This is a genomic window from Klebsiella sp. ZJOU C1 (assembly GCF_035620215.1).
Classification (GTDB): domain Bacteria; phylum Pseudomonadota; class Gammaproteobacteria; order Enterobacterales; family Enterobacteriaceae; genus Klebsiella; species Klebsiella variicola.
The window spans coordinates 883,960-906,160 of record NZ_CP141644.1; the positions used below are offsets into that span (position 1 = coordinate 883,960).

Annotated in this window: 24 protein-coding genes; 3 read left to right on the forward strand and 21 right to left on the reverse strand. The window is 62.6% G+C overall.

Annotation, left to right across the window (positions count from 1 at the left end; all coding sequences use genetic code 11):
• Positions 1-93: 93 nt before the first annotated feature.
• Positions 94-534 carry a PTS sugar transporter subunit IIA gene (locus tag SPE70_RS04110; RefSeq protein ID WP_008807397.1) on the forward strand — a complete coding sequence of 147 codons (441 nt, stop codon included), beginning with the start codon at positions 94-96 and terminating at the stop codon, positions 532-534.
• A 58-nt stretch (positions 535-592) separates the two neighbouring features.
• The gene (locus tag SPE70_RS04115) at positions 593-1,846 is read left to right on the forward strand and encodes a polysaccharide deacetylase family protein (RefSeq protein ID WP_008807396.1); all 1,254 of its coding nucleotides are present in this window, start codon (positions 593-595) and stop codon (positions 1,844-1,846) included.
• Between the two features lie 35 nt (positions 1,847-1,881).
• Here SPE70_RS04115 and panD read toward each other — a convergent pair whose 3' ends face one another.
• From panD to thpR, 9 genes are all read right to left on the reverse strand, one after another.
• Positions 1,882-2,262: an aspartate 1-decarboxylase gene (gene panD, locus SPE70_RS04120; RefSeq protein ID WP_008807395.1), complete on the reverse strand. Its 381-nt coding sequence runs from the start codon at positions 2,260-2,262 to the stop codon at positions 1,882-1,884.
• Positions 2,263-2,355: 93 nt separating this feature from the next.
• Positions 2,356-3,210, reverse strand: coding sequence for a pantoate--beta-alanine ligase (gene panC, locus SPE70_RS04125; RefSeq protein WP_008807394.1), 855 nt, complete (start codon positions 3,208-3,210; stop codon positions 2,356-2,358).
• 11 nt (positions 3,211-3,221) lie between these two features.
• Positions 3,222-4,013, reverse strand: coding sequence for a 3-methyl-2-oxobutanoate hydroxymethyltransferase (gene panB, locus SPE70_RS04130; protein WP_012542832.1), 792 nt, complete (start codon positions 4,011-4,013; stop codon positions 3,222-3,224).
• A 119-nt stretch (positions 4,014-4,132) separates the two neighbouring features.
• Complete coding sequence (gene folK / locus SPE70_RS04135; RefSeq protein ID WP_012542831.1) at positions 4,133-4,612, reverse strand: 2-amino-4-hydroxy-6-hydroxymethyldihydropteridine diphosphokinase; 480 nt, start codon at positions 4,610-4,612, stop codon at positions 4,133-4,135.
• Positions 4,609-6,003 (reverse strand): polynucleotide adenylyltransferase PcnB, encoded by a 1,395-nt coding sequence (gene pcnB / locus SPE70_RS04140; protein ID WP_071582539.1) that lies wholly within the window; start codon positions 6,001-6,003, stop codon positions 4,609-4,611. Before pcnB ends, folK begins: the two co-directional genes overlap by 4 nt.
• A 62-nt stretch (positions 6,004-6,065) precedes the next feature.
• Positions 6,066-6,947: a tRNA glutamyl-Q(34) synthetase GluQRS gene (gene gluQRS / locus SPE70_RS04145; RefSeq protein WP_012542830.1), complete on the reverse strand. Its 882-nt coding sequence runs from the start codon at positions 6,945-6,947 to the stop codon at positions 6,066-6,068.
• Positions 6,948-7,006: 59 nt separating this feature from the next.
• A complete protein-coding gene (gene dksA, locus SPE70_RS04150) occupies positions 7,007-7,462 on the reverse strand; it encodes an RNA polymerase-binding protein DksA (RefSeq protein ID WP_007749299.1) in 456 nt (151 codons plus the stop codon).
• Positions 7,463-7,624: 162 nt separating this feature from the next.
• Positions 7,625-8,341, reverse strand: a complete 717-nt coding sequence (gene sfsA / locus SPE70_RS04155) for a DNA/RNA nuclease SfsA (RefSeq protein ID WP_008807388.1) — start codon at positions 8,339-8,341, stop codon at positions 7,625-7,627.
• Positions 8,341-8,877 (reverse strand): RNA 2',3'-cyclic phosphodiesterase, encoded by a 537-nt coding sequence (gene thpR / locus SPE70_RS04160; RefSeq protein WP_008807387.1) that lies wholly within the window; start codon positions 8,875-8,877, stop codon positions 8,341-8,343. Before thpR ends, sfsA begins: the two co-directional genes overlap by 1 nt.
• 72 nt (positions 8,878-8,949) lie before the next feature.
• Between thpR and hrpB the strand changes: the two genes are divergently transcribed.
• Positions 8,950-11,379, forward strand: coding sequence for an ATP-dependent helicase HrpB (hrpB, locus tag SPE70_RS04165; protein ID WP_032740432.1), 2,430 nt, complete (start codon positions 8,950-8,952; stop codon positions 11,377-11,379).
• Between the two features lie 46 nt (positions 11,380-11,425).
• Here the strand turns inward: hrpB and SPE70_RS04170 are convergent, their stop codons facing one another.
• From SPE70_RS04170 to pulD, 12 genes are read right to left on the reverse strand one after another with little or no spacing between them, the layout of a single operon-like run.
• Entirely contained in the window at positions 11,426-12,226 is an 801-nt protein-coding gene (locus SPE70_RS04170; RefSeq protein ID WP_008807384.1) for a prepilin peptidase, read from the reverse strand.
• Positions 12,223-12,969 carry a type II secretion system protein N gene (locus SPE70_RS04175; RefSeq protein WP_012968922.1) on the reverse strand — a complete coding sequence of 249 codons (747 nt, stop codon included), beginning with the start codon at positions 12,967-12,969 and terminating at the stop codon, positions 12,223-12,225. The genes SPE70_RS04170 and SPE70_RS04175 overlap by 4 nt, the downstream gene beginning before the upstream one ends.
• A complete protein-coding gene (locus tag SPE70_RS04180) occupies positions 12,959-13,444 on the reverse strand; it encodes a type II secretion system protein M (RefSeq protein ID WP_012968921.1) in 486 nt (161 codons plus the stop codon). Before SPE70_RS04180 ends, SPE70_RS04175 begins: the two co-directional genes overlap by 11 nt.
• Positions 13,437-14,633: a type II secretion system protein GspL gene (gene gspL, locus SPE70_RS04185; protein WP_064170616.1), complete on the reverse strand. Its 1,197-nt coding sequence runs from the start codon at positions 14,631-14,633 to the stop codon at positions 13,437-13,439. The genes SPE70_RS04180 and gspL overlap by 8 nt, the downstream gene beginning before the upstream one ends.
• The gene (gene gspK, locus SPE70_RS04190) at positions 14,626-15,606 is read right to left on the reverse strand and encodes a type II secretion system minor pseudopilin GspK (protein WP_077267447.1); all 981 of its coding nucleotides are present in this window, start codon (positions 15,604-15,606) and stop codon (positions 14,626-14,628) included. The genes gspL and gspK overlap by 8 nt, the downstream gene beginning before the upstream one ends.
• Positions 15,603-16,199, reverse strand: a complete 597-nt coding sequence (gene gspJ / locus SPE70_RS04195) for a type II secretion system minor pseudopilin GspJ (protein WP_008807379.1) — start codon at positions 16,197-16,199, stop codon at positions 15,603-15,605. The genes gspK and gspJ overlap by 4 nt, the downstream gene beginning before the upstream one ends.
• Positions 16,196-16,561, reverse strand: coding sequence for a type II secretion system minor pseudopilin GspI (gspI, locus tag SPE70_RS04200; RefSeq protein WP_004894160.1), 366 nt, complete (start codon positions 16,559-16,561; stop codon positions 16,196-16,198). Before gspI ends, gspJ begins: the two co-directional genes overlap by 4 nt.
• On the reverse strand, positions 16,558-17,073 hold the full coding sequence (gene gspH, locus SPE70_RS04205; RefSeq protein ID WP_008807378.1) for a type II secretion system minor pseudopilin GspH: 516 nt from the start codon (positions 17,071-17,073) through the stop codon (positions 16,558-16,560). Before gspH ends, gspI begins: the two co-directional genes overlap by 4 nt.
• Positions 17,073-17,495: a type II secretion system major pseudopilin GspG gene (gene gspG / locus SPE70_RS04210; RefSeq protein WP_002889054.1), complete on the reverse strand. Its 423-nt coding sequence runs from the start codon at positions 17,493-17,495 to the stop codon at positions 17,073-17,075. Before gspG ends, gspH begins: the two co-directional genes overlap by 1 nt.
• A gap of 20 nt (positions 17,496-17,515) precedes the next feature.
• Positions 17,516-18,730 (reverse strand): type II secretion system inner membrane protein GspF, encoded by a 1,215-nt coding sequence (gene gspF / locus SPE70_RS04215; RefSeq protein ID WP_012542823.1) that lies wholly within the window; start codon positions 18,728-18,730, stop codon positions 17,516-17,518.
• Between the two features lies 1 nt (position 18,731).
• A complete protein-coding gene (gspE, locus tag SPE70_RS04220) occupies positions 18,732-20,225 on the reverse strand; it encodes a type II secretion system ATPase GspE (RefSeq protein ID WP_064170615.1) in 1,494 nt (497 codons plus the stop codon).
• Complete coding sequence (gene pulD, locus SPE70_RS04225; protein WP_168443368.1) at positions 20,222-22,195, reverse strand: GspD family T2SS secretin variant PulD; 1,974 nt, start codon at positions 22,193-22,195, stop codon at positions 20,222-20,224. Before pulD ends, gspE begins: the two co-directional genes overlap by 4 nt.
• Positions 22,196-22,201 lie beyond the last annotated feature (6 nt).

Consider the following 22,201-nt stretch of genomic DNA (forward strand, 5'->3'; position numbering starts at 1 on the left):
CAATACGCGAAGCGCTAACCGCTTATCTTTGACCGCCATCACCGATACGCCATCCTCCCCTTGCTACATTGTTGGCTGGCTAAGGAGGGAAGCATGCTTGGTTGGGTCATTACCTGCCACGATGAGCTGGCGCAGGAGATGCTGGATCGTCTTGAACGAAAATTTGGTCCGCTGGCCCAGTGCCGGGCGGTCAATTACTGGCGCAATCTCAGCAGTAATATGTTGAGCCGGATGATGTGCGATGCGCTGCATGCCACCGACTCCGGGGACGGGGTCATTTTCCTGACCGACAGAACCGGCGCGGCGCCTTATCGGGCCGCGGCGCTGATGAGCCACAAACATACCCACTGCGAAGTGATCTCCGGCGTCAGCTATTCATTACTTGAGCGAATGTATCTGCTGCGGAACACGTTAAGCAGCGAGGCGTTTCGCCAGGCCATCGTCAGCGCGGGCGGGCCGATGGTGAGCAGCCTGTGGCATCAGCAGCAGAAGAATCCCCCGTTCCGCTTGCGCCATGATACCTTCGGAAATTAAACAGCGTGACAGATGCTGCTTTTGTTACAATAACTGCCGTTGATGGTTTACCGGTTCGATGCGCATGCTTGCCCGATTTTTTACGCTGCTTCTTTTACTGACCTCGCTCAGCGCTTCCGCCAGTCTGCTTAGCCAGCAGGGCAAGCCTGTACACTATATGCAGACCACCGAAGATGCGGTCATCTGGGCGCAGGTGGGGAATCATGTGGTCAGCGTCGGCAATGTGCGTGCCGGGCAGATCCTCGCGGTCGTCCCGACGGCGGCTGACTATTATGAATTTCGCTTCGGCTTCGGCACCGGGTTTATTGATAAAGGCCACCTCGAGCCGGTACAGGGTAAGCAGCGAGTGGAGGACCGACTGGGGGATCTCAATAAACCGTTGAGTAACCAGAATTTGCTCACCTGGAAAGATACGCCGCTCTACAACACACCCGCCGTGAGCAGCGTGCCGTTTGGTACGCTGGCCACTAACCTGCGCTATCCGATCCTCAGCAAGCTAAAAGACCGGCTCAATCAGACCTGGTTTCAGATCCGCATTGGCGACCGGCTGGCGTGGGTCAGCAGTCTGGATGCACAGGAAGATAATGGTATTCCCGTACTGACCTATCATCACATTCTGCGCGACGAAGAGAACACCCGTTTCCGCCATACCTCGACCACGACCTCGGTACGCGCCTTCAACAACCAGATGACCTGGCTGCGCGATCAGGGCTATACCACGCTGACCCTGTATCAGCTGGAAGGCTATGTGCGTAATAAAATCAACCTTCCGGCGCGGGCAGTGGTCATCACCTTCGATGACGGCCTGAAATCGGTAAACCGTTACGCCTATCCGGTACTAAAGCAGTACGGTTTTCATGCCACCGCGTTTATTATCTCCTCGCGTATTAAGCGCCATCCGCAGAAATGGGATCCGAAATCGCTGCAGTTCATGAGTATTTCTGAGCTCCGGCAGATCCAGGATGTTTTTGATATTCAGTCGCATACCCACTTCCTGCATCGGGTTGACGCCGGCCGCCGGCCGATTTTATTCAGCCGCAATTACCATAATATTCTGTTTGATTTCGCCCGCTCGCGCCGGGCGCTCAGCCAGTTTAATCCACATGTTCTCTACCTTTCCTATCCCTTCGGCGGCTATAACGCCACGGCGGTGCAGGCGGCGAATGACGCCGGGTTTCATATGGCGGTGACAACGGTGCGTGGGAAGGTGAAGCCGGGTGACAATCCGTTTCTGTTAAAGCGGTTATATATCTTACGCACGGATTCGCTGGAGACGATGTCGCGGCTGATCAGTAACCAGCCGCAGGGGTAATACCGGCGCTGCGCCTGAGCGCAGCGCCGCGGTCATCAGGCGACCTGCACCGGAATGGCTTTCGCCTGGCGCTTCATTTCATTGTCGCCTTCGAAGTAGGCGATGTTAGGCTGCCAGGTGCGCGCCTCTTCGTCCGACATGGTGACGAAGCTGGCGATGATCAGGATATCGCCGACGCTGGCGCAGTGCGCGGCGGCGCCGTTGACGGAGATGATTCTGGAACCCCGTTCGGCGGCAATCGCATAGGTGGAGAAACGATTGCCGTTGGTGACGTTCCAGAGGTGAATGGTTTCATTCTCCAGAATACCGGCCGCATCCAGGAAATCCTGGTCAATGGCGCATGAACCTTCATAGTGCAGGTCAGCCTGCGTGACTTTTACGCGGTGGAGCTTGCCCTGCAGCATATTACGCATCATAACTTCTACCCTTCAACCTTAATGTAGCAGAGCGGACAGGTCGTCCGCCCTGAGAAAAGCCCGGGCAAGTATTGCCCGATTTTTACCCGCTGTCTACTGACCGAGCGTGACGATCTGGTTGTCGATCAGGCGGGCCTGACCCAGCCAGGCGGCCATCAGGATCACCGCGCGCTGGCTGGCATCCGTCAGCTCAAGCAGGGTGTCGGCATCGCGGATCTGAATGTCGTCGGCGCGGAAGCCTTTTTCATTTAGCTCCTGTTCAGCGATAGCGATGATCTCATCGAGCTGGCGATCGCCGGCGGCCAGTTTTTCCGCCACCGCGCTCAGCACTTTGTAGAGGCCGGGAGCGATTTTGCGCTGGTCGGCGGTCAGGTAGCCGTTACGCGAGCTCAGCGCCAGGCCATCTTTCGCGCGGACGATCGGCACGCCGATAATCTCGATATCGTAGCCCATGTCGGCGACCATCTTGCGGATCAGCGCCAGCTGCTGAAAGTCTTTCTCGCCGAAGCAGGCGACGTCCGGCTGAACCAGATTGAACAGCTTACTGACGATGGTCGACACGCCGCGGAAGTGGCCCGGGCGGCTGGCGCCTTCCAGCATAGTGGACAGGCCGGGGACGTCGACGTAGGTCTGGCCTTCGGTGCCCTGGGGATAAACTTCCGCCGGCGTCGGCGCGAAGACAAAGTCGACATGGCGCTTGTTCAGCTTTTCGCAATCATCCTGCAGGGTACGCGGATAGCGCGCCAGGTCGTCGGCGCGGTCAAACTGCATCGGATTGACGAAAATACTGACCACCACCACGTCCGCGCTGGCTTTAGCCTCATCAACCAGCTTCATATGACCATCATGCAGGTTGCCCATCGTCGGAACCAGCGCGATACGCTTACCTTCCTGACGCAGACGGCGGATATGCTGACGCAGCAGCAGCACGGATTCAATAATCAGCACAACAAGACTCCTTAATGGAAACTGTGTTCTTCGCCCGGATAGACCCCGGATTCAACTTCGGCAATATACTGCCGTACCGCGGCGCGGATGTCGCCCGCTTCGGCAAGGAAATTCTTGGCGAATTTAGGGATGTGGCCGCCGGTGATCCCGAATGCGTCATGCATCACCAGGATCTGCCCGTCGGTGACGTTGCCCGCGCCGATGCCGATCACTGGAATGGTCAGGGCGTCGGTAATGCGTTTCGCCAGTTCTACCGGGACGCACTCCAGCACCAGCAGCTGCGCGCCAGCCGCTTCCAGCGCTAATGCGTCGTCAAACAGGGTCTGCGCTGCATCGCCGCGCCCCTGCACTTTATACCCGCCGAATACGTTTACCGACTGCGGCGTGAGGCCGAGGTGGCCGCAAACCGGCACCGCGCGTTCCGCCAGCATCTTCACGGTATCGGCCAGCCAGGCGCCGCCTTCGAGTTTGACCATATTGGCGCCAGCGCGCATCACGATGGCCGCATTTTCGAAGGTCTGTTCGGGGGTGGCGTAGGCCATGAACGGCAGGTCGGCAAGCAGCAGGCTGTTCGGCGCACCGCGGCGGACGGCGCGGGTGTGATAGGCGATATCTTCCACGGTGACCGGCAGGGTGGAGTCGTGACCCTGTACCGTCATTCCCAGGGAATCGCCCACCAGCAGCACATTAATGCCTTCATCGGCGAACAGCTTCGCGAAGCTATGGTCGTAGGCGGTAATGGTGGCAAAGCGCTTCTTTTCCTGTTTGCATTTCTGCAGCAGGGCAATGGTGGTCGGTTTCATAACATTTCCTGATGATGAAAGTCATATTAACCGGCATTCTAACAGCAGCATTCAGAGGGGCAATGATTTTGGGCAACCGATTACGACGATCGCCGCAAATGCTAAAAAAGGAGAGGGGATTACCAGCTCGCGGGTTTTTCCGCGCCCAGATCATCCAGCACGGCGCGCAGCGCAGGGCCGTCAGGAAAATGGAGATCCGGAGCGATCTCGAACAGCGGCCAGAGCATAAAGCCGCGGTTTTTCATATCATAGTGCGGAACGGTCAGGCGCGGGCTATTGATGACCTCATCGCCAAACAGCATGATGTCGAGGTCGAGCGTGCGCGGTCCCCAGCGTTCAGCTTTGCGCACCCGACCCTGCTGCAGCTCGATGCGCTGAGTGTGATCGAGCAGCGCATCGGGCGCCAGGGTGGTTTCCAGCGCGACGGCGGCGTTGAGATAGTCCGGCTGATCCTGCGGGCCCAGCGGCGGCGTGCGGTAGAACGAAGAGACGTTCACCACGCGGCTGTGCGGAATATCGCCCAGCGCGCGGATGGCTGCCTGCACCTGCTCCAGCGGAGAAGCAAGGTTACTGCCAAGCGCGATATAGACCAGGGTCATGCGTTACCCTGACGCGGCGCGCGTTTGCGCGGACGACGGTGGCGACGGCGTGGCGCCGGATCGTCCCCGAGGTCGTTGAGCATGTCTTTTTGTTCCGGCGGCGCGGCAACCTGGAATTCGCCCCACCATTTGGTCAGACGCTGCAGTTCGCTGTTGTTTTCCGCCCCGGCGCGCAGCTCCAGCAGATCGTAGGCGGCACGGAATTTCGGATGTTCCATCAGCTTCCAGGCGCGTTTGCCCTGACGACGGGACATGCGCAATTGCAGCTGCCAGATATCACGAATAAGGGTAGTGATGCGCTTAGGGATCGCCAGCGTACGGCAGGCTTCGTCCAGAACATCGTTCATCGCCAGAGCGAAGGCATCGTAGTACGCCAGGCCGCTCTCCTGGGCGATTTTTTGCGCCGTCTCCAGCAGCGGATACCAGAACATCACCGCGAAGAGGAAGGCCGGATTGACGCGCATGTCGTTATGAATGCGGTTATCGGTGTTCTTCAGCACCTGGCTGATGATCCGTTCCATCGGGCTGTCGCCGCGCTCGGTAAAGTAGCGGGTGATGGTCGGGAACAGCGGCTGGAACAGGTTGTATTCGCGCAGCAGCATGTAGGTCTGGTAGCCATACCCGGCCTGCAGCAGCTTAAGCACCTCTTCGAACAGGCGTGCCGGCGGCACGTCGTGGAGCAGGGTGGCCAGGCGCGGCAGTGGTTCAGCCGTTTCCGGGCTGATACGCATATCCAGCTTGGCGGCAAAGCGCACCGCGCGCAGCATGCGTACCGGATCTTCGCGATAGCGGGTTTCCGGATTGCCGATCAGGCGGATCACGCCGTCCTGCAGATCCTTCATGCCGCCGACGTAGTCGCGAACGGTAAAGTCAGCCACGCTGTAATAAAGGCTATTGATGGTGAAGTCGCGACGCTGGGCATCCTCTTCGATCGAGCCGAAGATGTTATCCCGCAGCAGCATGCCATTCTGGCCCTGCTGGGAGGTCACGCGATCGGTGGTGTGCCCTTCGTGGTGGCCGCGGAAGGTGGCCACTTCAATGATTTCCGGCCCGAACATGACGTGCGCCAGGCGGAAACGTCGCCCGACCAGACGGCAGTTGCGGAACAGCTTGCGCACCTGATCCGGTGTGGCGTTGGTGGTGACGTCAAAATCTTTCGGCTTTTTGCCAAGCAGCAGGTCGCGGACACCGCCGCCGACCAGCCAGGATTCGTAGCCTGCCTTGTTGAGGCGGTACATGACCTTGAGGGCGTTTTCACTGATATCTTTGCGGGAAATAGCATGCTGCTCACGCGGGATCACCGTCATAGGCATGGGTTCGACGGCGGCTTCTGCCTCGCGCTCCTCACGGCTTAGCACCTTACGGCAAAAATTAGCGACTCGGGTAAAAATGGTGCACCTCGTAGTGTCAGACGGACTTCAGATCAACTGTACAGTATAAAAATAGCGGCTAATCATAGCTCAGCGGGAGCCATTTGAGAATGCTCGATTTTTGCGGGCTGCCAGTTGGCGACGGCCTGACTGAGTAAATCGTCCATGCTCAGGGCTTGCCAGTCCTGGGCGATGTCCTGATTAAGAAACCGGAGCGCCCGGACAATTTCGGGGCGCGGATCGCCTTCCGGCAGCGCCGGTGCGTGGTTTTGTTTAGAGAGTTTATTCCCGTCAGCATTGAGGGCCAGCGGCAGATGGAGGTAGTCCGGCGCCTGCCAGCCAAAATGCTGATACAGTGAAATCTGCCGGACCGTCGGCTCAATCAGGTCAGCGCCGCGGACGATCTCGGTGATCCCCTGAAAGTGGTCATCAACCACCACCGCCAGATTGTAGGCAAACAGGCCGTCGCGACGGTGGATAATAAAATCCTCGCGCGCCAGCGGCTCATTGGCGATGAGCGTACCGTGCAGGCGATCGGTGAACTGCAGCACCGGACGGGTCTGGCGCAGGCGCAGCGCGGCGTTTTCCGCCCCCAGCCCGAGGTCGCGGCAGTGACCATCGTAGATCCCGCCTACGGCATGGATCCGCGCGCGGGTGCAGGTGCAGTAATAGCTCAGCCCTTGTTCACCCAGCCAGGCCAGCGCCTCGCGGTAAGCTTCATGTCGTTGCGACTGCCAGAGCACGTCGCCGTCCCAGTGCAGACCGTAGTGGTCAAGCTGGCGCAGAATGGTGTCGGCGGCCCCGGGGACTTCGCGCGGCGGGTCGATATCTTCAATACGAACGCGCCAGATACCCTGGTTCGCGCGGGCTTGCAGGTAGCTGCCGAGCGCGGCAATCAAAGAGCCGAAGTGGAGTTCACCGGAGGGGGAGGGAGCAAAGCGCCCAATATAGCGTGAGTCAGTCATGTTACGGACAACAGAACCAGGCGGGAGAGACTCCCGCCAGAGAGTGAGGCAGCAGGGGATTAGCCCGCCATCTGTTTTTCGCGAATTTCCGCCAGGGTTTTGCAGTCAATGCACAGATCCGCAGTCGGACGCGCTTCCAGACGGCGAATGCCGATCTCCACGCCGCAGGATTCGCAGTAGCCGAAGTCTTCATCTTCAACTTTTTTCAGCGTTTTCTCGATCTTTTTGATCAGTTTACGTTCGCGGTCGCGGTTACGCAGTTCCAGGCTGAACTCTTCTTCCTGGGCGGCACGGTCTACCGGATCCGGGAAGTTAGCAGCTTCATCCTGCATGTGCGTTACGGTGCGATCCACTTCATCCCTGAGTTGATTACGCCATGCTTCAAGAATACGCTTGAAGTGCGCCAGCTGGGCTTCGTTCATATACTCTTCGCCCGGTTTCTCTTGGTACGGCTCCACCCCAGCGATGGCGAGAATACTCAGGGACGATGTTTTACGGTTTTGCCCTTCTTGCATGTTGCTTCTCCTTAACACGCACTATCGATCCCCATGTGGGGGAAAATCAGGCCGCTATAAATAGCAGATGCTTTTCCGGATAGCAATTATCTAAACGTTACACTTGACAACCCTGTGAAGAAAAGCGTATTCGCGCTTGCGACCCGAACACTATTTAGCCACTTATTTCCCGGGGTTTAACACCACGGCAATCGGCTTATTCAGAGTCATCTTCGTCGTAGAAAGTTCCGCCTTCCAGGCGAGAATTTCCACCCCCTTGTCGCGGGCTTCTGTTAACAGCTGTGCGTATCTGGCATCAATATGATGCGCGGGAGAGAAACGGTCAATTGCCGAATGCAAAACGGCAAATAAAATCACCGCACGGTCGCCATTTGCCGCGACGGCCATCAGCTCCCGCAGGTGCTTCTGACCGCGCGTGGTTACCGCATCGGGAAAATAACCGTATTCTTTCTCCGCCAACGTAACCGATTTCACTTCAATATAGCAGTTTTGTCGGTCATCTGCCTGTAACATAATATCGATACGGCTATTCTCTTCGCCATATTTCACTTCGCTTTTCAGCTGGTTATAGCCGGAAAGCTCAGGGATTATTCCGGCGGAAATCGCCTCTTTTGCCAGCGAATTCGCGCGCAGCGTATTGACGCAAATAACCGCGCCCTGTTGCGTTTCAGTTAATTCCCAGGTGTGGGCATATTTGCGCTTCGCATTGTCAGAAGTGGAATACCAGACGGTGTCGCCCGGGGCGGCGCAACCGGTCATTGCGCCGGTATTGGGGCAGTGAAGCGTCAGCTCACGGCCATCGGGGGTAACCACGTCAGCAAGAAATCGTTTGTAACGTTTAAGCAAAATAGCGGGCTGTAACGGCGGATCAAACTGCATCAACTTTCCTTATGAAACGGATAACGTTCCAGCGCCGTGTAGCGCGTGCGCCCCCGGCCGAAGCTGGACTCATAAAGCACGAACTCGTTCACCGGAAACGACCAGTGAAAGCCGGGAGCCGGGATCGGCACCGCCTGGCGGGCATCGCGCCACAGGGTAATATGCGGATGAAACGGCTGCGGGCTCTGATAGCAGCCGCTGCGCGCCGCCTGAGCGCGCAGCATACTGGCGAGCTGCAGCAGGCCGCGCGGCGGCTGACGGGTCCCGAGCCAGACCACCCGCGAGCGCAGCCACTGTCCGGCATCGTCCAGTGTCAGGGTAAAGCCCGGCTGGCGCAGCCGGCCAGCGAGGGCGGCCAGCGCCCGCTGTTTTTCCGCGCTCACCTCGCCGAGAAACGCCAGCGTCAGATGGAGGTTATCCGCCGCGACGGGCCTGCCGGCATCCTCGGGGAAGTGGCTTGCCCGCCACTGGACGATCTGTTTCTGGACGGCAGACGGCAGTTCAAGCGCAAAAAACAGCCTTTTCGGCTCAGACATGATAGAGACTCGGTAATGAATTAGGGGGATGCTACAATGTGAGCCCCTGAATGTTAACCCCCGGAGCCTTTTGTGTCCTCATTGCCGGTTGCCGCCGTCCTCCCAGAACTGTTATCCGCCCTGCAGCACGCGCCGCAGGTTTTGCTCAACGCGCCGACCGGCGCCGGGAAATCGACCTGGCTGCCGCTGCAGATCCTCGCCGAGGGCAACATCGCGGGACGCATTATCCTGCTGGAGCCGAGGCGCCTGGCGGCGCGTAATGTCGCGCAGCGGCTGGCTGAACTGCTTGGCGAAAAGCCGGGGGAGACCGTGGGTTACCGCATGCGCGCCGAAACCTGCGTCGGGCCGCAGACCCGCCTGGAGGTGGTTACGGAGGGGATCCTGACGCGCATGATCCAGCGCGATCCGGAGCTGGCGGGCGTGGGGCTGGTGATCCTCGATGAGTTTCACGAGCGTAGCCTGCAGGCGGATCTGGCGCTGGCCTTGCTGCTCGACGTCCAGCAGGGATTGCGTGACGATCTCAAGCTGCTGATCATGTCGGCGACCCTCGATAACGATCGCCTGCAGCGTCTGCTGCCTGAGGCGCCAGTGGTGGTCTCGGAGGGACGCGCTTATCCGGTGGAGCGCCGTTTCAACCCGCTTCCCACGCACCAGCGCTTTGATGAGGCGGTGGCGGTGGCGGCAGCGGAGCTGTTGCGACACGAGCAGGGATCGATGCTGCTGTTTCTGCCCGGCGTCGGTGAGATCCAGCGCGTTCAGGAACAGCTGACGGAGCGCGTGGCGGAGGATGTCATCCTCTGCCCGCTGTACGGCGCGCTGCCCCTAAGCGAGCAGCGCAAAGCGATCCTCCCGGCGCCGGCCGGGAAGCGCAAAGTGGTGCTGGCCACCAATATCGCCGAGACCAGTCTGACCATCGAGGGGATCCGCCTGGTGGTCGACAGCGCCCAGGAGCGGGTCGCCCGCTTCGACCCGCGCACCGGCCTGACCCGGCTGGTGACGCAGCGCATCAGCCAGGCATCGATGACGCAGCGTGCCGGACGCGCCGGTCGTCTCTCTCCGGGGATCTGCCTGCATTTGCTCGGCAAAGAACAGGCGGAACGGGCGGCGGCGCAGAGCGAACCGGAGATCCTGCACAGCGATCTGTCGGCGCTACTGCTGGAGCTGCTGCAGTGGGGCTGCCACGATCCGGCCGCGCTGGCCTGGCTGGATCAGCCGCCCGCGGTGAACCTGGCCGCCGCGCGCCGCCTGCTGGCGGCGCTCTCGGCGCTGGACGGCGAGCGGCTGTCGGCGTTTGGCCGCAAAATGGCGACCCTCGGCAACGAGCCCCGGCTGGCGGCGATGCTGGCCGCCGCGCAGACCGATGACGAGGCGGCGACGGCGGCCAGGCTGGCGGCGATCCTTGAGGAGCCTCCGCGCGGCGGGCTGGTGGATTTGGGCGCCGTCTTTTCCCGTCAGCAGACCAACTGGCAGCAGCGGGCGCAGCAGCTGATGAAGCGTCTGGCCCGCCGCGGCGGCCAGCCCGATGCCGAAGGAATGGCGGGGTTGCTGGCGTCGGCCTTCGCCGATCGCATCGCCCGACGCCGCGGTCAGGAGGGGCGCTACCAGCTGGCGAACGGCATGGGCGCGATGCTGGACGCCGACGACGCGCTGGGCCGCCATGAGTGGCTGATCGCTCCGCTGCTGCTGCAGGGCAGCGCCTCGCCGGATGCCCGCATGCTGTTGGCTCTGCCAGTGGATATCGGCGAGCTGATCGCCGCCCGTCCCGAGCTGGCGCAGCGTTCCGACACGGTGGAGTGGGATGAAGCGCAGGGGACGCTGAAAGCCTGGCGGCGGACGGTGATAGGCCAGCTGGTGATCAAGACCCAGCCGCTGGCGAAGCCCTCTGAGGCGGAGCTGCATCAGGCGATGCTCAACGGTATTCGTGAGAAAGGCCTCGGTGTGCTCAACTGGACGCCAGAGGCTGAGCAGCTGCGACTGCGGCTGCAGTGTGCGGCGCAGTGGTTGCCGGAAGAGGCGTGGCCCGCGGTGGATGACGCTTCGCTATTGGCCTCGCTGGAGGCATGGCTGCTGCCGCAGATGAACGGCGTTCACTCGCTGCGGGCGCTGAAGGCACTGGATCTGCGTCAGGCGCTACAGGACTGGCTGCCGTGGCCGCTGCGCCAGAAGCTGGATCGCGAGCTGCCGACGCACTATACCGTGCCGACCGGCAGCCGTCTGGCGATCCGTTACCATGCGGAGAACCCGCCAGCGCTGGCGGTACGTATGCAGGAGATGTTCGGCGAGGCCACGACGCCGGTTATCGCCGAGGGGCGGGTGCCGCTGGTGCTGGAGCTGCTGTCGCCCGCCCAGCGTCCGCTGCAGATCACCCGCGATCTGAGCGCCTTCTGGCAGGGAAGCTACCGCGAGGTGCAAAAAGAGATGAAGGGACGCTACCCGAAACACGTCTGGCCGGACGATCCGGCCAACACCGCCCCGACCCGGCGCAGCAAAAAATATTCGTAGTCGTCTGGCCGGGCGGTATCCTGCCCGGCCAGGCGGGCAGTAACCGCTAGACCATCTGCTGCCAGAGAAAAATGCCCCCTCCGGCCAGCGCCAGCCAGGGGCCGAAGGCCAGCGGCTGCTGCAGCGACTGCCGGGTCCACAGGCGCTGCAGCAGGGTCCACACCAGCCCGCAGGCCGAGGCGAGCAACAGCACCTGCGGCAGAACCTGCCAGCCGCACCAGGCGCCCAGCGCCGCCAGCAGCTTAAAATCGCCATAGCCCAGCGCCTCTTTCCCGGTCAGCAGGCGGAACAGCCAGTAGACCGACCACAGTGCCAGATAACCGGCCATCGCCCCGGCGACCGCGTCCGGCAGGGCAATGTACACCTCGTTAAGATTGAACAGCAGCCCGGCCCACAGCAGGGGCAGCGTCAGACGGTCGGGCAACAGCTGGGTCCGGGCGTCAATCCGCGCCAGCATCAGCAGGAACGAGAGCAGCAGCAGGCCGCCCGCCAGCGGCAGGCCCGGCGCGAGCAGCGCCCCGGCGAGGATAAACAGCAGGCCGGTGGCCAGCTCGGTCAGCGGATAGCTCCACGCGATGGGCGCCTGACAGCAGCGGGCGCGACGGCCCAGCCAGAGGAAACTGAGCAGCGGGATATTGTCCCGCCAGGCGATCGGCTGGCGGCACTGCGGGCAGGAGGAGCCCGGGGTGCTGAGGGTTATCCGCTCGTCGTCCGCGGTCTGGGTCAACATGCGTGGCAGACGATAGATCACCACGTTGTAAAAGCTGCCCAGCGCCAGGCCGAACAGCAGCAGGAAGCCATACCAGACAAGGGGAAAGTGCAGCGATAATGCCGTTAATGTCGTCATTTTTGCTCCTGGGGTAACCATTTTCCCTGAATCTGCCACGGTGTGCGACCCGGCTCGTTTTTAGAGGCGGGGCGCGTCACCAGCAGCGCCAACAGCGGCGGCATTCCCTGCCGGGGCTGTAGCGTACCGCGAAACAGATAGCGGCCATCGGGCGACAGGGTCCCCTGGCCGCTGAGGCTCAGCTGATGAGAATCCTGGCGGAGGGTCAGCGCCACGGCGCCGTCCGCCGTACAGCGGAAGGTTCCATTAACCTGGGCCAGCTCCAGGCTGCCGACCGGGGAGTGCAGTCGGGCCTGACGCCACTGCGCGCCTCCGGCGGTGATTTGTCGGCAGCGCCCCTCGCTGAAGTGCGCTTCGGCCAGGCTGAAAGTGACCTCTCCCTCGGCGCTGACGGGCATGGTCGACATCAGCCAGCGGCTGAGCAGGCTGGCGGGGGCGGTGAGCCGCCCCTCCTGCAGGCGCAGATCGCGCAGGCCCCACAGCCGGGCCTGACCCTCCACGCCGCGGGGATCGCTGAGAGAGACCTGCCAGCCCGCCAGGGTCAGCGACCACGCCAGTCGTTCAAGCCGTTCGCCATGCCAGTAGACCGGTTGCGCCGCGCCGCGCCAGACGCTGCCGCTGAGGCTGCCCACCTGTACGCCGGGCGGCAGCATCGGGACCAGCAGGCGCGCCGGGGCGGTAGCGGTGAGCCACAACAGATAGAGCGCCAGCAGCAGTCCGCCCGCGATCCCTTTAGCTTTCATCGTCGCGCTCCAGCAGCAGATGGTTGACCATAACCCAGCCGGGCCGCGACGGCTGCCCGGTCACGGACAGGGAGACCGCGTTGACGCCACGCATCGCCGGGGCGTCGAGCCACGCCATCAGCGCCTGGAAGGTGCAGGGCTGGAGGGTGACCTGCAGACGTTTTCCCTGCGGCTGCAGGCGGGCGACGGCCAGCCCGTGGCTCGCCGCCTCGCGCATCACCAGGGCGGTGAGCGCCTCTTTTGCCGTCGGCGTGGGCTGCTGGCTGAGCTGCTGCAGGCGCGGGCTCTGCTGCGTCATCCAGCGCAGGCTGGCCTGCTCTTTCATCAGGGTTTGTCGCCACTGCGCCTCACGGGCTCGCCAGGGCTGCCACAATCCGTACCAGAGGGCGCATACCACCAGCAGCCCCGCGAGTCCGAGCAGCAGGCGTTGCTCGGACGGCGTGCGCTGCCGCCACCAGATAAGCAGATTAGCCATTGTTTTCCTCCAGCGTCAGTTGTCCCTCAATGCCATCCGGTTTCGTGGTCATGTCACCTGGCCGGACGCGAAACCGCGGCTGCGCCCGCTGGGTGAACTGCTCCAGCGCCCGGGAAGAGACCGCGGCGATATCCAGCTGCAGACGGTTGCCCGCGGCATCCCAGCTCAGCGTCCGCAGGCGGATCCCCGGCGTGTCGCTGAGGATGTTTTGCAGCGCGCTGAGGCGATCGACTAGGGGGGCATGCTGCGCCTGACGGGCGAGGGTTTGCAGGTGTTGCTGCATCTGCAGTCGCGGATTAATCACCTTTTTCTCCGTCGGAAACCAGCGGTGATAGAAAGCCCGGCTGGCCTGCTGCGCCGCCTCGGCCTGACGCGCCAGATCGAGATGGTCCAGCACGCTGTTTGTCCCCACCAGTAACGCCAGAGCCAGTGCGGCATATTGCGCCGAACGCCAGGTCGCCTGTGCAGGCCGCCGCCGACGGACGGCAAACTCCCCCTGCAGCAGACTGAGCTTCTGCGTTGCCGGATAGCGTGCGGCAAGGGTCAGCAATGTCTGCGCAGGTTGCGCCCGCCAGACGCCCGGCGCCGCGGGCGGCGGTGAATAGCTGTCGATGACTGGTTCTTCCGCCTCGCTCTGCAGCAGCTCCGTCAGCCAGACGTTTTCCGCCGCCATGCCGCCCCACGGCTGGTGGCGGATCAGCCACTGCTCGTCCACCTGCACCGCGCTCCACGCTGGCGGATGCCAGGGCAGGGCCAGCACGTCGGGCGTCAACGCCAGGGGCCGAAGGGAGAGCGACTCGCAGCGGGCCAGCCAGTCGCGCATTTTTTGCCGCTGTACGGCGACGATCTCGCACTGCGCCTGCTGGCGGTGGAGCAAGGCAAAATGGGTGGCTTCGACATCGTCGGCCAGCTGCTCTTCCAGCAGGAATGGGGCGACCTGCAGCGGCGGTTTACGCAAGCCCGCCGGCAGGGTGAGCGAGTGAAACGCGCAGTCGCTGGCCGGGATCAGCACCCAGGCGGGGTAGTGCGCCGCCAGCGCCGGGAAAGGGCTGGCGTCCTCAGCCGGCCACCGGCCGCTGGCCTCGTGGTGTGGCTCGCCGGGGGCGAAGAGTTGCCAGTGCAGCGGCGCCAGCCCGGGGGCGAAGCGCACGATCAGCATGGCCTGGGGAGAAGCGTTTAACTTATTCATCGACCACCATAGAAAGTCCATATCGCCGCTGGACGACGGTAAACGTGCGCCCCTCCTGTTGCAGGACGCTGTGCAGCTGAAAGCGAAGATTGCCGGTCACCACGGTAAAGGCGGCGATAAAGCGCGTGCTGTGCACCGTCAGCCAGGGGCGGGCAAGCGTGGTATCGGTTTTCTGCAGCGTCGGCTGCGCGAGAAACGCAGCGACGCTGCTCCATCCGGTTCGCGGGCGGTTGTGCAGCAGTTGTTGCGCCTCCTGCAGCGTCAGCTCGCCGGGAAAGAGGGCCACCAGCAGGGGGGCCTGGGAGGGCCGCAGGGTGTTGACATTGACCTGCAGCGCGTCATCCGGCTGGACGCAGACGAAGGGGAGCAGGCGCTGATAGAGGGCGGCGTCCATACCCGCCAGCAGGCGCAGCTCGCTGACATCCTGCATCGGCTGGTTGGCGGCGAGATAGCCTGGGGTTTGCGCCATATAGACCTCATCCTCTGCTCCGTTCAGCCGCGGCTGGCCGTCGCTGTCCGTCCAGTCGCCAAGGGCAGCGGCGATCTGGCTGGCGCGCAGCGGCGATTCGCCGAGCAGCGCCAACAGCCGGACGAAGACGTCGGTCGGGTAGGGCGTTTCGCCGCTGGTCTCATCCGCGCGATGGTTGATGGCATTGAGGTTAAAGCAGGCGTGCCCGTCGCGGATCGTGGCGCGGATTTCGCCATTGTCGAGGGTAAAGCGGCGCCCCTCCTGCGCCCAGGTTTGCGCCAGGTTCGTTTGACTGGGCGAGTCCAGCGCGTCGCGTTGCAGGAGCGCGGCGGCCATGTTTTCCGCCGCCAGGGCGTACCATCTGGCCTGCAGATTATCGAGGGTCACGGCGGTATGCTGATACATGACCGCGGTGCGTTCGGTCATGGCGCTGGCGAGGATCATCATCAGGGCAAGGATGAACAGCACCATCAGGAGCGCGACGCCGCGTTGCCGATTTTTCACTGGCTGCCTCCCGGGGTGAGTAAAAACAGGCGGGTGATCTCCCCGCTGTTCGCCAGCGTCAGGGTGATCTCCAGCCCTTGCGGCAGCGTCTGCGAGCGATCCCAGGTCTCCTGCCAGCGTCCGTCGGCGTAGAAGCGCAGACGAAACGCCGTCACCTCGCGCAATACCACCCGAACCGTCGGCTGGCTGCCGGTCAGCGGATCCTGCTGATCGAAGCTCAGTCGCTCAAGCTGTTGCTGGCGCAGACGGTAGCTGACGTTCTGGATCTCCGAACGCGGGAGGATCCCCAGTGGGTTCGGCCAGCCGCTGCGGCTGAAGGCCAGCCCCCAGTCGTCGCTCTGCAACTGGAAACGTCCGGCGAAGAAAAGCGTGTCGCTGTTTCTGGCGCGACGGGGAATGATGTGCGTGACATCGTCGGCGATCTGGCGAAAGGCGCGCTGGAGGGCGGCGATCTGCTGGCTCTTCTCGCGGGTCAGGCCATCGGCGCGGATGACGTTCTGCAGCACCATCACGGCGGCGGCGCTAAGGACGGCGAGGATAGCCAGCGCCAGCAGCGTTTCAATCAGGGTGAAACCGCGCATTTTCGTTATCATGGCGGCGTCACCCAGGTGCGCAGGGTCGCCAGCGGCGCGGGATCGCTTTTTTGCCGCCGGACCTCCACGTCCAGCGCCCGCAGCTGCGGCAGCGCGGTTTCCACTCCCTGCCAGCGGACAAACCAGCGCGTTCCGGCGGCTTCCACGGTGGTTTCGGACCAGCTGAGGGCGGGCCAGCGTTTCTCCAGCCGCAGCTGCACCAGCTGATTATCTGCCAGCCAGCTGGCGAGGATTTTCTCTTCCATACGCCCAAGCTGGCGCGTCTGCTGCAGGGTGGACTGCATCACCGCCAGACCGGCGAGGGCGAAAATCACCAGCGCGACCATCACTTCGATAAGCGTCATCCCGGCCTGGCGTTTCATGGCTGCTCCCGCGCCGCCAGCGGCTGGCTGTCACCCTGGGCGTCGATGGTGATGCCCGTCGCGGCGTCAATCCGCAGCTGAAACGGTGTGACTTCGCCGCCTGGGAAGATCAGCACGTCGGGCTGCTCGCCTGGCGTCCACGCCTGGCCGTCGGGAAAGCGCAGCGTCAGCCTGGTCCGGGGGAGGGTTTCCGCCGTGGTGACGCGTCCGGCCTGCAGCGGCAGCCACTGCGCGTTGCCCCAGCGGTCATCAGCCGCCGCCGGAGCGTCTTCGTCGGCAGGCTGCAGGCGCATAAACTGCCAGCGGTCAGGGTGGATGACGATCCCGAAGAGCTGACCGGTTTGCTGCCCGCGCTCGCGGACAAAATCCAGCTGCGCCTGAAAGCGCGCCAGGATCTGCGTAGCCTCCTGGGTGCGGGCGGAGGGAAACGCCAGCAGCACCATGCTGGCGCTGACGCCAATCAGCAGCAGGACCAGCATCATCTCAAGGAGCGTGAAACCGCGCTGAGACACTATTTCTTCCCGAGGGTCCAGTTGCCGATGTCGTCATTGGTGTCGGGCATCCCGTCCGGGCCGACGCTGAAGACGTCGATGGCGCCATGCTGACCCGGGCTTAACAGCTGATACTCATTTCCCCACGGGTCCTGCGGCAGGCGGCGGATATAGCCGCCTTCCGGGTAGTTGCGGGCGTGCGGCTCGGCGGCCGGGGCGGTCACCAGCGCCTGCAGTCCCTGCTCGGTGTTGGGGTAGCGGCTGTTGTCCAGTTTATACATATCCAGCGCCCCCTCGAGCGCCACCAGATCGCTGACGACTTTCTGGCGGTCCGCTTTCTCCTTGTTGCCCATCAGGTTAGGCACCACCAGGCTGGCGAGAATACCGAGAATGACGATCACCACCATAATTTCCAGTAACGTGAAACCGCGTTGCCGTTGCATAGTTTTCTCCATTAATACAGTTACATACTCATAAGGGTGTTCAGTTGCAGGATCGGCTGCAGGATAGCCAGCACGATAAACAGCACCATGCCGGCCATGGTGACCACCAGCAGGGGTTCAAACAGACTGAGGGCCATCTGGATCTGCGCGCTCAGCTCCCGGTCCTGGTTCTCCGCCGCGCGCTCCAGCATCGCGGTCAACTCGCCGCTCTGCTCGCCGCTGGCGATCATGTAGCGCATCATCGGCGGGAACAGGGCGGTGGATTCCAGCGCCCGATGCAGACTGACGCCTTCGCGTACCGATTCGCTGGCCGCCGCCAGCTGGCTGCGCGCCCAGGCGTTGCTGAGGACGCCGGCGCTGATGCGCATCGACAGCAGCAGCGGCACCGCGCTGGCATTGAGAATGCTTAAGGTGCGGGCGTAGCGTGCGCTGTTCACGCTGCGCGCCACGCGGCCGATGACCGGCAGGCGCAGCAGCATCCGGTCCCAGGCGAGCCGCCGGCCGGGCTGGCGCAGCAGATAACGCAGCGTCAGCAGCGCCAGTAGCGACAGCAGCACCAGCCAGGGCCCCGCGCTGCGCACGATATCGCTCAGGCTCATCAGCAGCCGGGTGGAGAACGGCAGGGCCTGTTTCAGATGAACAAACTGCTCAACGACTTTTGGGACCACAGTGGAGAGCAGAATGGCGATCACGCTGATGGCGACCAGCGTTAGCACGATGGGATAGATCATTGCCTGCTGCAGGCGGGCGCGAAGCTGCTGGCGCTGCTCGGTATAGTCCGCCAGCCGGTTCAGCACGCCGTCGAGATGGCCGGAGGTTTCGCCAGCCGCCACCATGGCGCAGAACAGTCCATCGAAGCAGGCGGGATAGCCGCGCATCGCCTCCGCCAGCGAATGGCCTTCGAGTACTTTGCTGCGCACCCCGGCCATTAACGTTCTTAGCGGCGCCTTTTCGCACTGCTGGGCGACGGCATCGAGCGCTTTTTCCAGCGGGATCCCGGCGGCAACCAGGGTGGCCAGCTGGCGGGTGAGCAGGGCTAAATCACCGGCGCTGGTGCGCCGGGTGAGGGATCCGCCGCGCCACAGCCGGCGCGCCGGGTCGGCGGCGGTCACTTCCAGCGCCAGCCAGCCGTTGTCCCGCAGCAGCTGGCGGGCGTGGCGGGCGGAGTCGGCCTGCTGAACGCCGCGGCGGGTTTTGCCCTGCGGGTCCAGTGCCTGATAGCGAAACAGGGCCATCTCAGACGCTTTCCGTCGTTTGCTGTTCGGTGACCCGCATCACCTCTTCCCAGCTGGTGATCCCCGCCAGCGCTTTGTCGCGTCCGGCATGGCGCAGGGTTTGCCAGGCTGGCCCCAGCTGCTGGATCAGGGTGATCTCATTCTCGCCGCGGTGGATGGCGGCGCGGATGCGGTCGTCAACCAGCAGCAGTTCATGAATACCGGTGCGTCCGCGATAGCCGATGAAATTACACTCCGGACAGCCTTTGGGCTGCCACAGCCGCGCGCCGACCGGGACCGCCATCTGCCGGGCGGTGTCGGCATCCGCCTGCGTGGGCTGACGGCAGTGCGGGCAAAGTTGGCGCACCAGCCGCTGCGACATCACCGCCAGCAGCGACGTGGAGAGTAAAAAAGGCTCCACGCCCATATCCTGCAGACGGGAAATGGCGCCCAGCGCGCTGTTGGTGTGCAGGGTCGACAGCACCAGGTGTCCGGTCAGCGAGGCCTGGACGGCGATCTGGGCGGTTTCGCCATCGCGGATTTCCCCCACCAGTACCACATCCGGATCCTGGCGCAGTATGGCGCGCAGGCCGCGGGCGAAAGTCATATCGACTTTGGCGTTGACCTGAGTCTGGCCGATGCCCTCCAGCTCATACTCCACCGGATCTTCAATGGTCATGATATTGCGTTCGTGGGCGTCGAGGCGGCTGAGGGCGGCATACAGGGTAGTGCTTTTCCCCGACCCGGTCGGCCCGGTGACCAGAATAATGCCGTGTGGCCGGGCGATCAGCGCGTCGACCCGATCGAGCAGAGCGGGGGGCATGCCCAGCGTCAGCAGATCCAGGTTGACGCTGTTTTTGTCCAGCAGGCGCAGGACGACGCGTTCGCCGTGGCTGGAGGGCAGGGTGGAGACGCGCACGTCGATCGCCCGCCCGCCGATGCGCAGCGCCATCCGCCCATCCTGAGGGATCCGTTTTTCAGCAATATCCAGGCTGGCCATCACCTTGATACGCGAAATTAACAGCGCGGCCAGCCGCCGCTGCGGGCGCAGAATTTCGCGCAGCACGCCGTCGACGCGAAAGCGGATCTGCAGATGGCGCTCATAGGTTTCGATATGAATATCCGAGGCTTTCTCTTTGATGGCCTCGGTGAGCATGGCGTTGATCAGGCGGATGATCGGCGCGTCGTCCTCGCTGTCGAGCAGATCGTCGCTGTCCGGTAGCTCTTCGGCGAGGGTATAGAGGTCGAGCTCATTGCCGATATCGGCCATCATGCGGTGCGCTTCCGCCGAGTCGCGCTGATAGCTGAGCACCAGCACTTTCTCGAACGCGTCCGGCGCCAGACGGCTGACGCTCATCGGTCCGTCCGCCAGGCGACGCGCTTCCAGCAGCGCCCGGGCGGCGGTATCGGAGCGGCACAGCGCTTCGCAGCGTTCGCCGTCGCTGAGCAGCACAAGATGATGCGCGCAGGCCCAGGCAAAGGGCAGCAGCGGACGGCGTTCGGCGGCTGGCGTCATGGGCGGCCTCCGAGGTTAAAGGCGTCAATGGCGGCGCTGACCTGGCGGAAGGCCTGGGTCTCCTGCTTTGGATAGATGTGCAGCAGGTCATTACTGAGTGTCGCTTCGCTGCTGTCTTTGCCCCGCTGTTTGGTTTGCGCATTGTCGAATGCGGTGTACTGGCCGGAAGAGGCCTGACGGTACTCATCACGATCGCGAATGATGGTCGGACGGATAAACAGCATCAGGTTGCGTTTCGACACTTTCTTGCTCTCGGAGCGGAACAGGGCGCCGATCACCGGGATGTCGCCGAGCAGCGGCACTTTGTCGGCGGTATCGGTGACGCTTTTATCCAGCAGCCCGCCAACCACCACCGTTTCACCGCTGCCGACCAGCACGGCGTTATTCACCGTCCGGGTATTGAAGGTCGCGCCGAGATCGCTACTGGTGCTGGAGGCCGAGTCGGCGACGCTCGATACCTCCTGCTCAATCTCCAGCAGCACGGCATCGCCTTCGTTAATCTGCGGTTTCACCTTCAGCTTAATGCCGACGGTTTTGCGCTCGACGGTATTAAAGATGTTGTCGCCGGAGGTGGTTTGCGAGCCGGTTAATACCGGAACTTCCTGGCCGACGTTAAAGGTGGCTTGCATGTTGTCGAGGGTGACGATGCTGGGGGTGGCCAGAATATCGTTCTTGGTACTGCTGGAGAGGGCGGTGAGCAGCATCGCCCAGTTCCCCTGATAGAAGCCGGCGGCGATACCGTTAAACGAGCCCAGAGCGCTGGCCAGCGAGCTGCTGACGGTATCGTCTTTGTTGTATTGGTTGGCGCCAGCGATAACCGTGGAGATCGGCAGCCCGCTGTTGGTGAACTGGGTCATGCCGGCATTTTTATTGGCCCACTGGATACCGAGGTTGAGGCCGTCGGCATCCTGCACTTCGGCGATAATCGCCTCCACCAGCACCTGCGGGCGGCGGATATCGAGCTGGGCGATCACTCGCTCAAGATCGTTCATCACGTCCGGCGCCGCGGTGACGATCAGGGCGTTGGTCTGGCCGTGGGCTTTGATAATGATATTTTTGTCGATCGCGGCCACCGGTTTGGCGCTTTGCTTATCGTTCTGTAGTGAGCTGCTGATCCCGGTGAGGACCTCCACCAGATCGGCGGCTTTGGCGTACTTCAGGTAGATCACTTTGGTGTTGCCCTGCACCGCCTGCTGGCGGTCGAGCTGTTTGATCATGGCGATAATGCGCTGGCGCGAGTTCGGCTCGCCGCTGACCAGTACCGCGTTGGTGCGCTCATCGGCCACCACGTTCGCCACCATCGAGCCCGGCAGCGCCGACTTGCTGCTGTCTTTATTGAGCTCGGTAACCAGTTTGACCACCTCCGCGGCGGAGGCCCAGGAGAGGGGAACGGTCACCACGCTGCGATCCCCGGCGTTGTCGACGCGCTCGACAATGGTCAGCAGGCGTTTGATGACCGCTGCGCGGCCGGTCATCAGCAATACGTTGGAGGGCTCATAATGGACCACGCTGCCGGCGCCGGCGTTATCGTTCAGCTGGCGAAGCAGCGGGGCGAGATCGCGGGCGGCGACGTTGGTCAGGGGCACCACCCGGGTGACCACTTCATCGCCTTCGCCCGGTGCAGCCTCGCTGGCGACCGGGACGGCCGAGGTTTTTGCATCTTTAGCCCGCACCACCTTCAGTACGCCGTTATTCATATTGATCACGGCGAAGCCATACACATCCAGCACGCTAAGAAAGAATTGATAATACTGCTCTTCATTGAGCATATCGTAACTGCGTACGGTAATGGTGCCGCGCACGCTGGGATCGATAATCACCGTTTTATTCAGGTTTTTGCTGACGGTATTGATAAATTCCTGGATATCGGTGCCTTTAAAGCTGGCGGAAAATTCTTCTGCGATGGCCGGACGAAATAGCAGCGGCGTTAATATCAGTAGCACAGTCAGCATTTTCCGCAGTCGTTTTATGGTTGG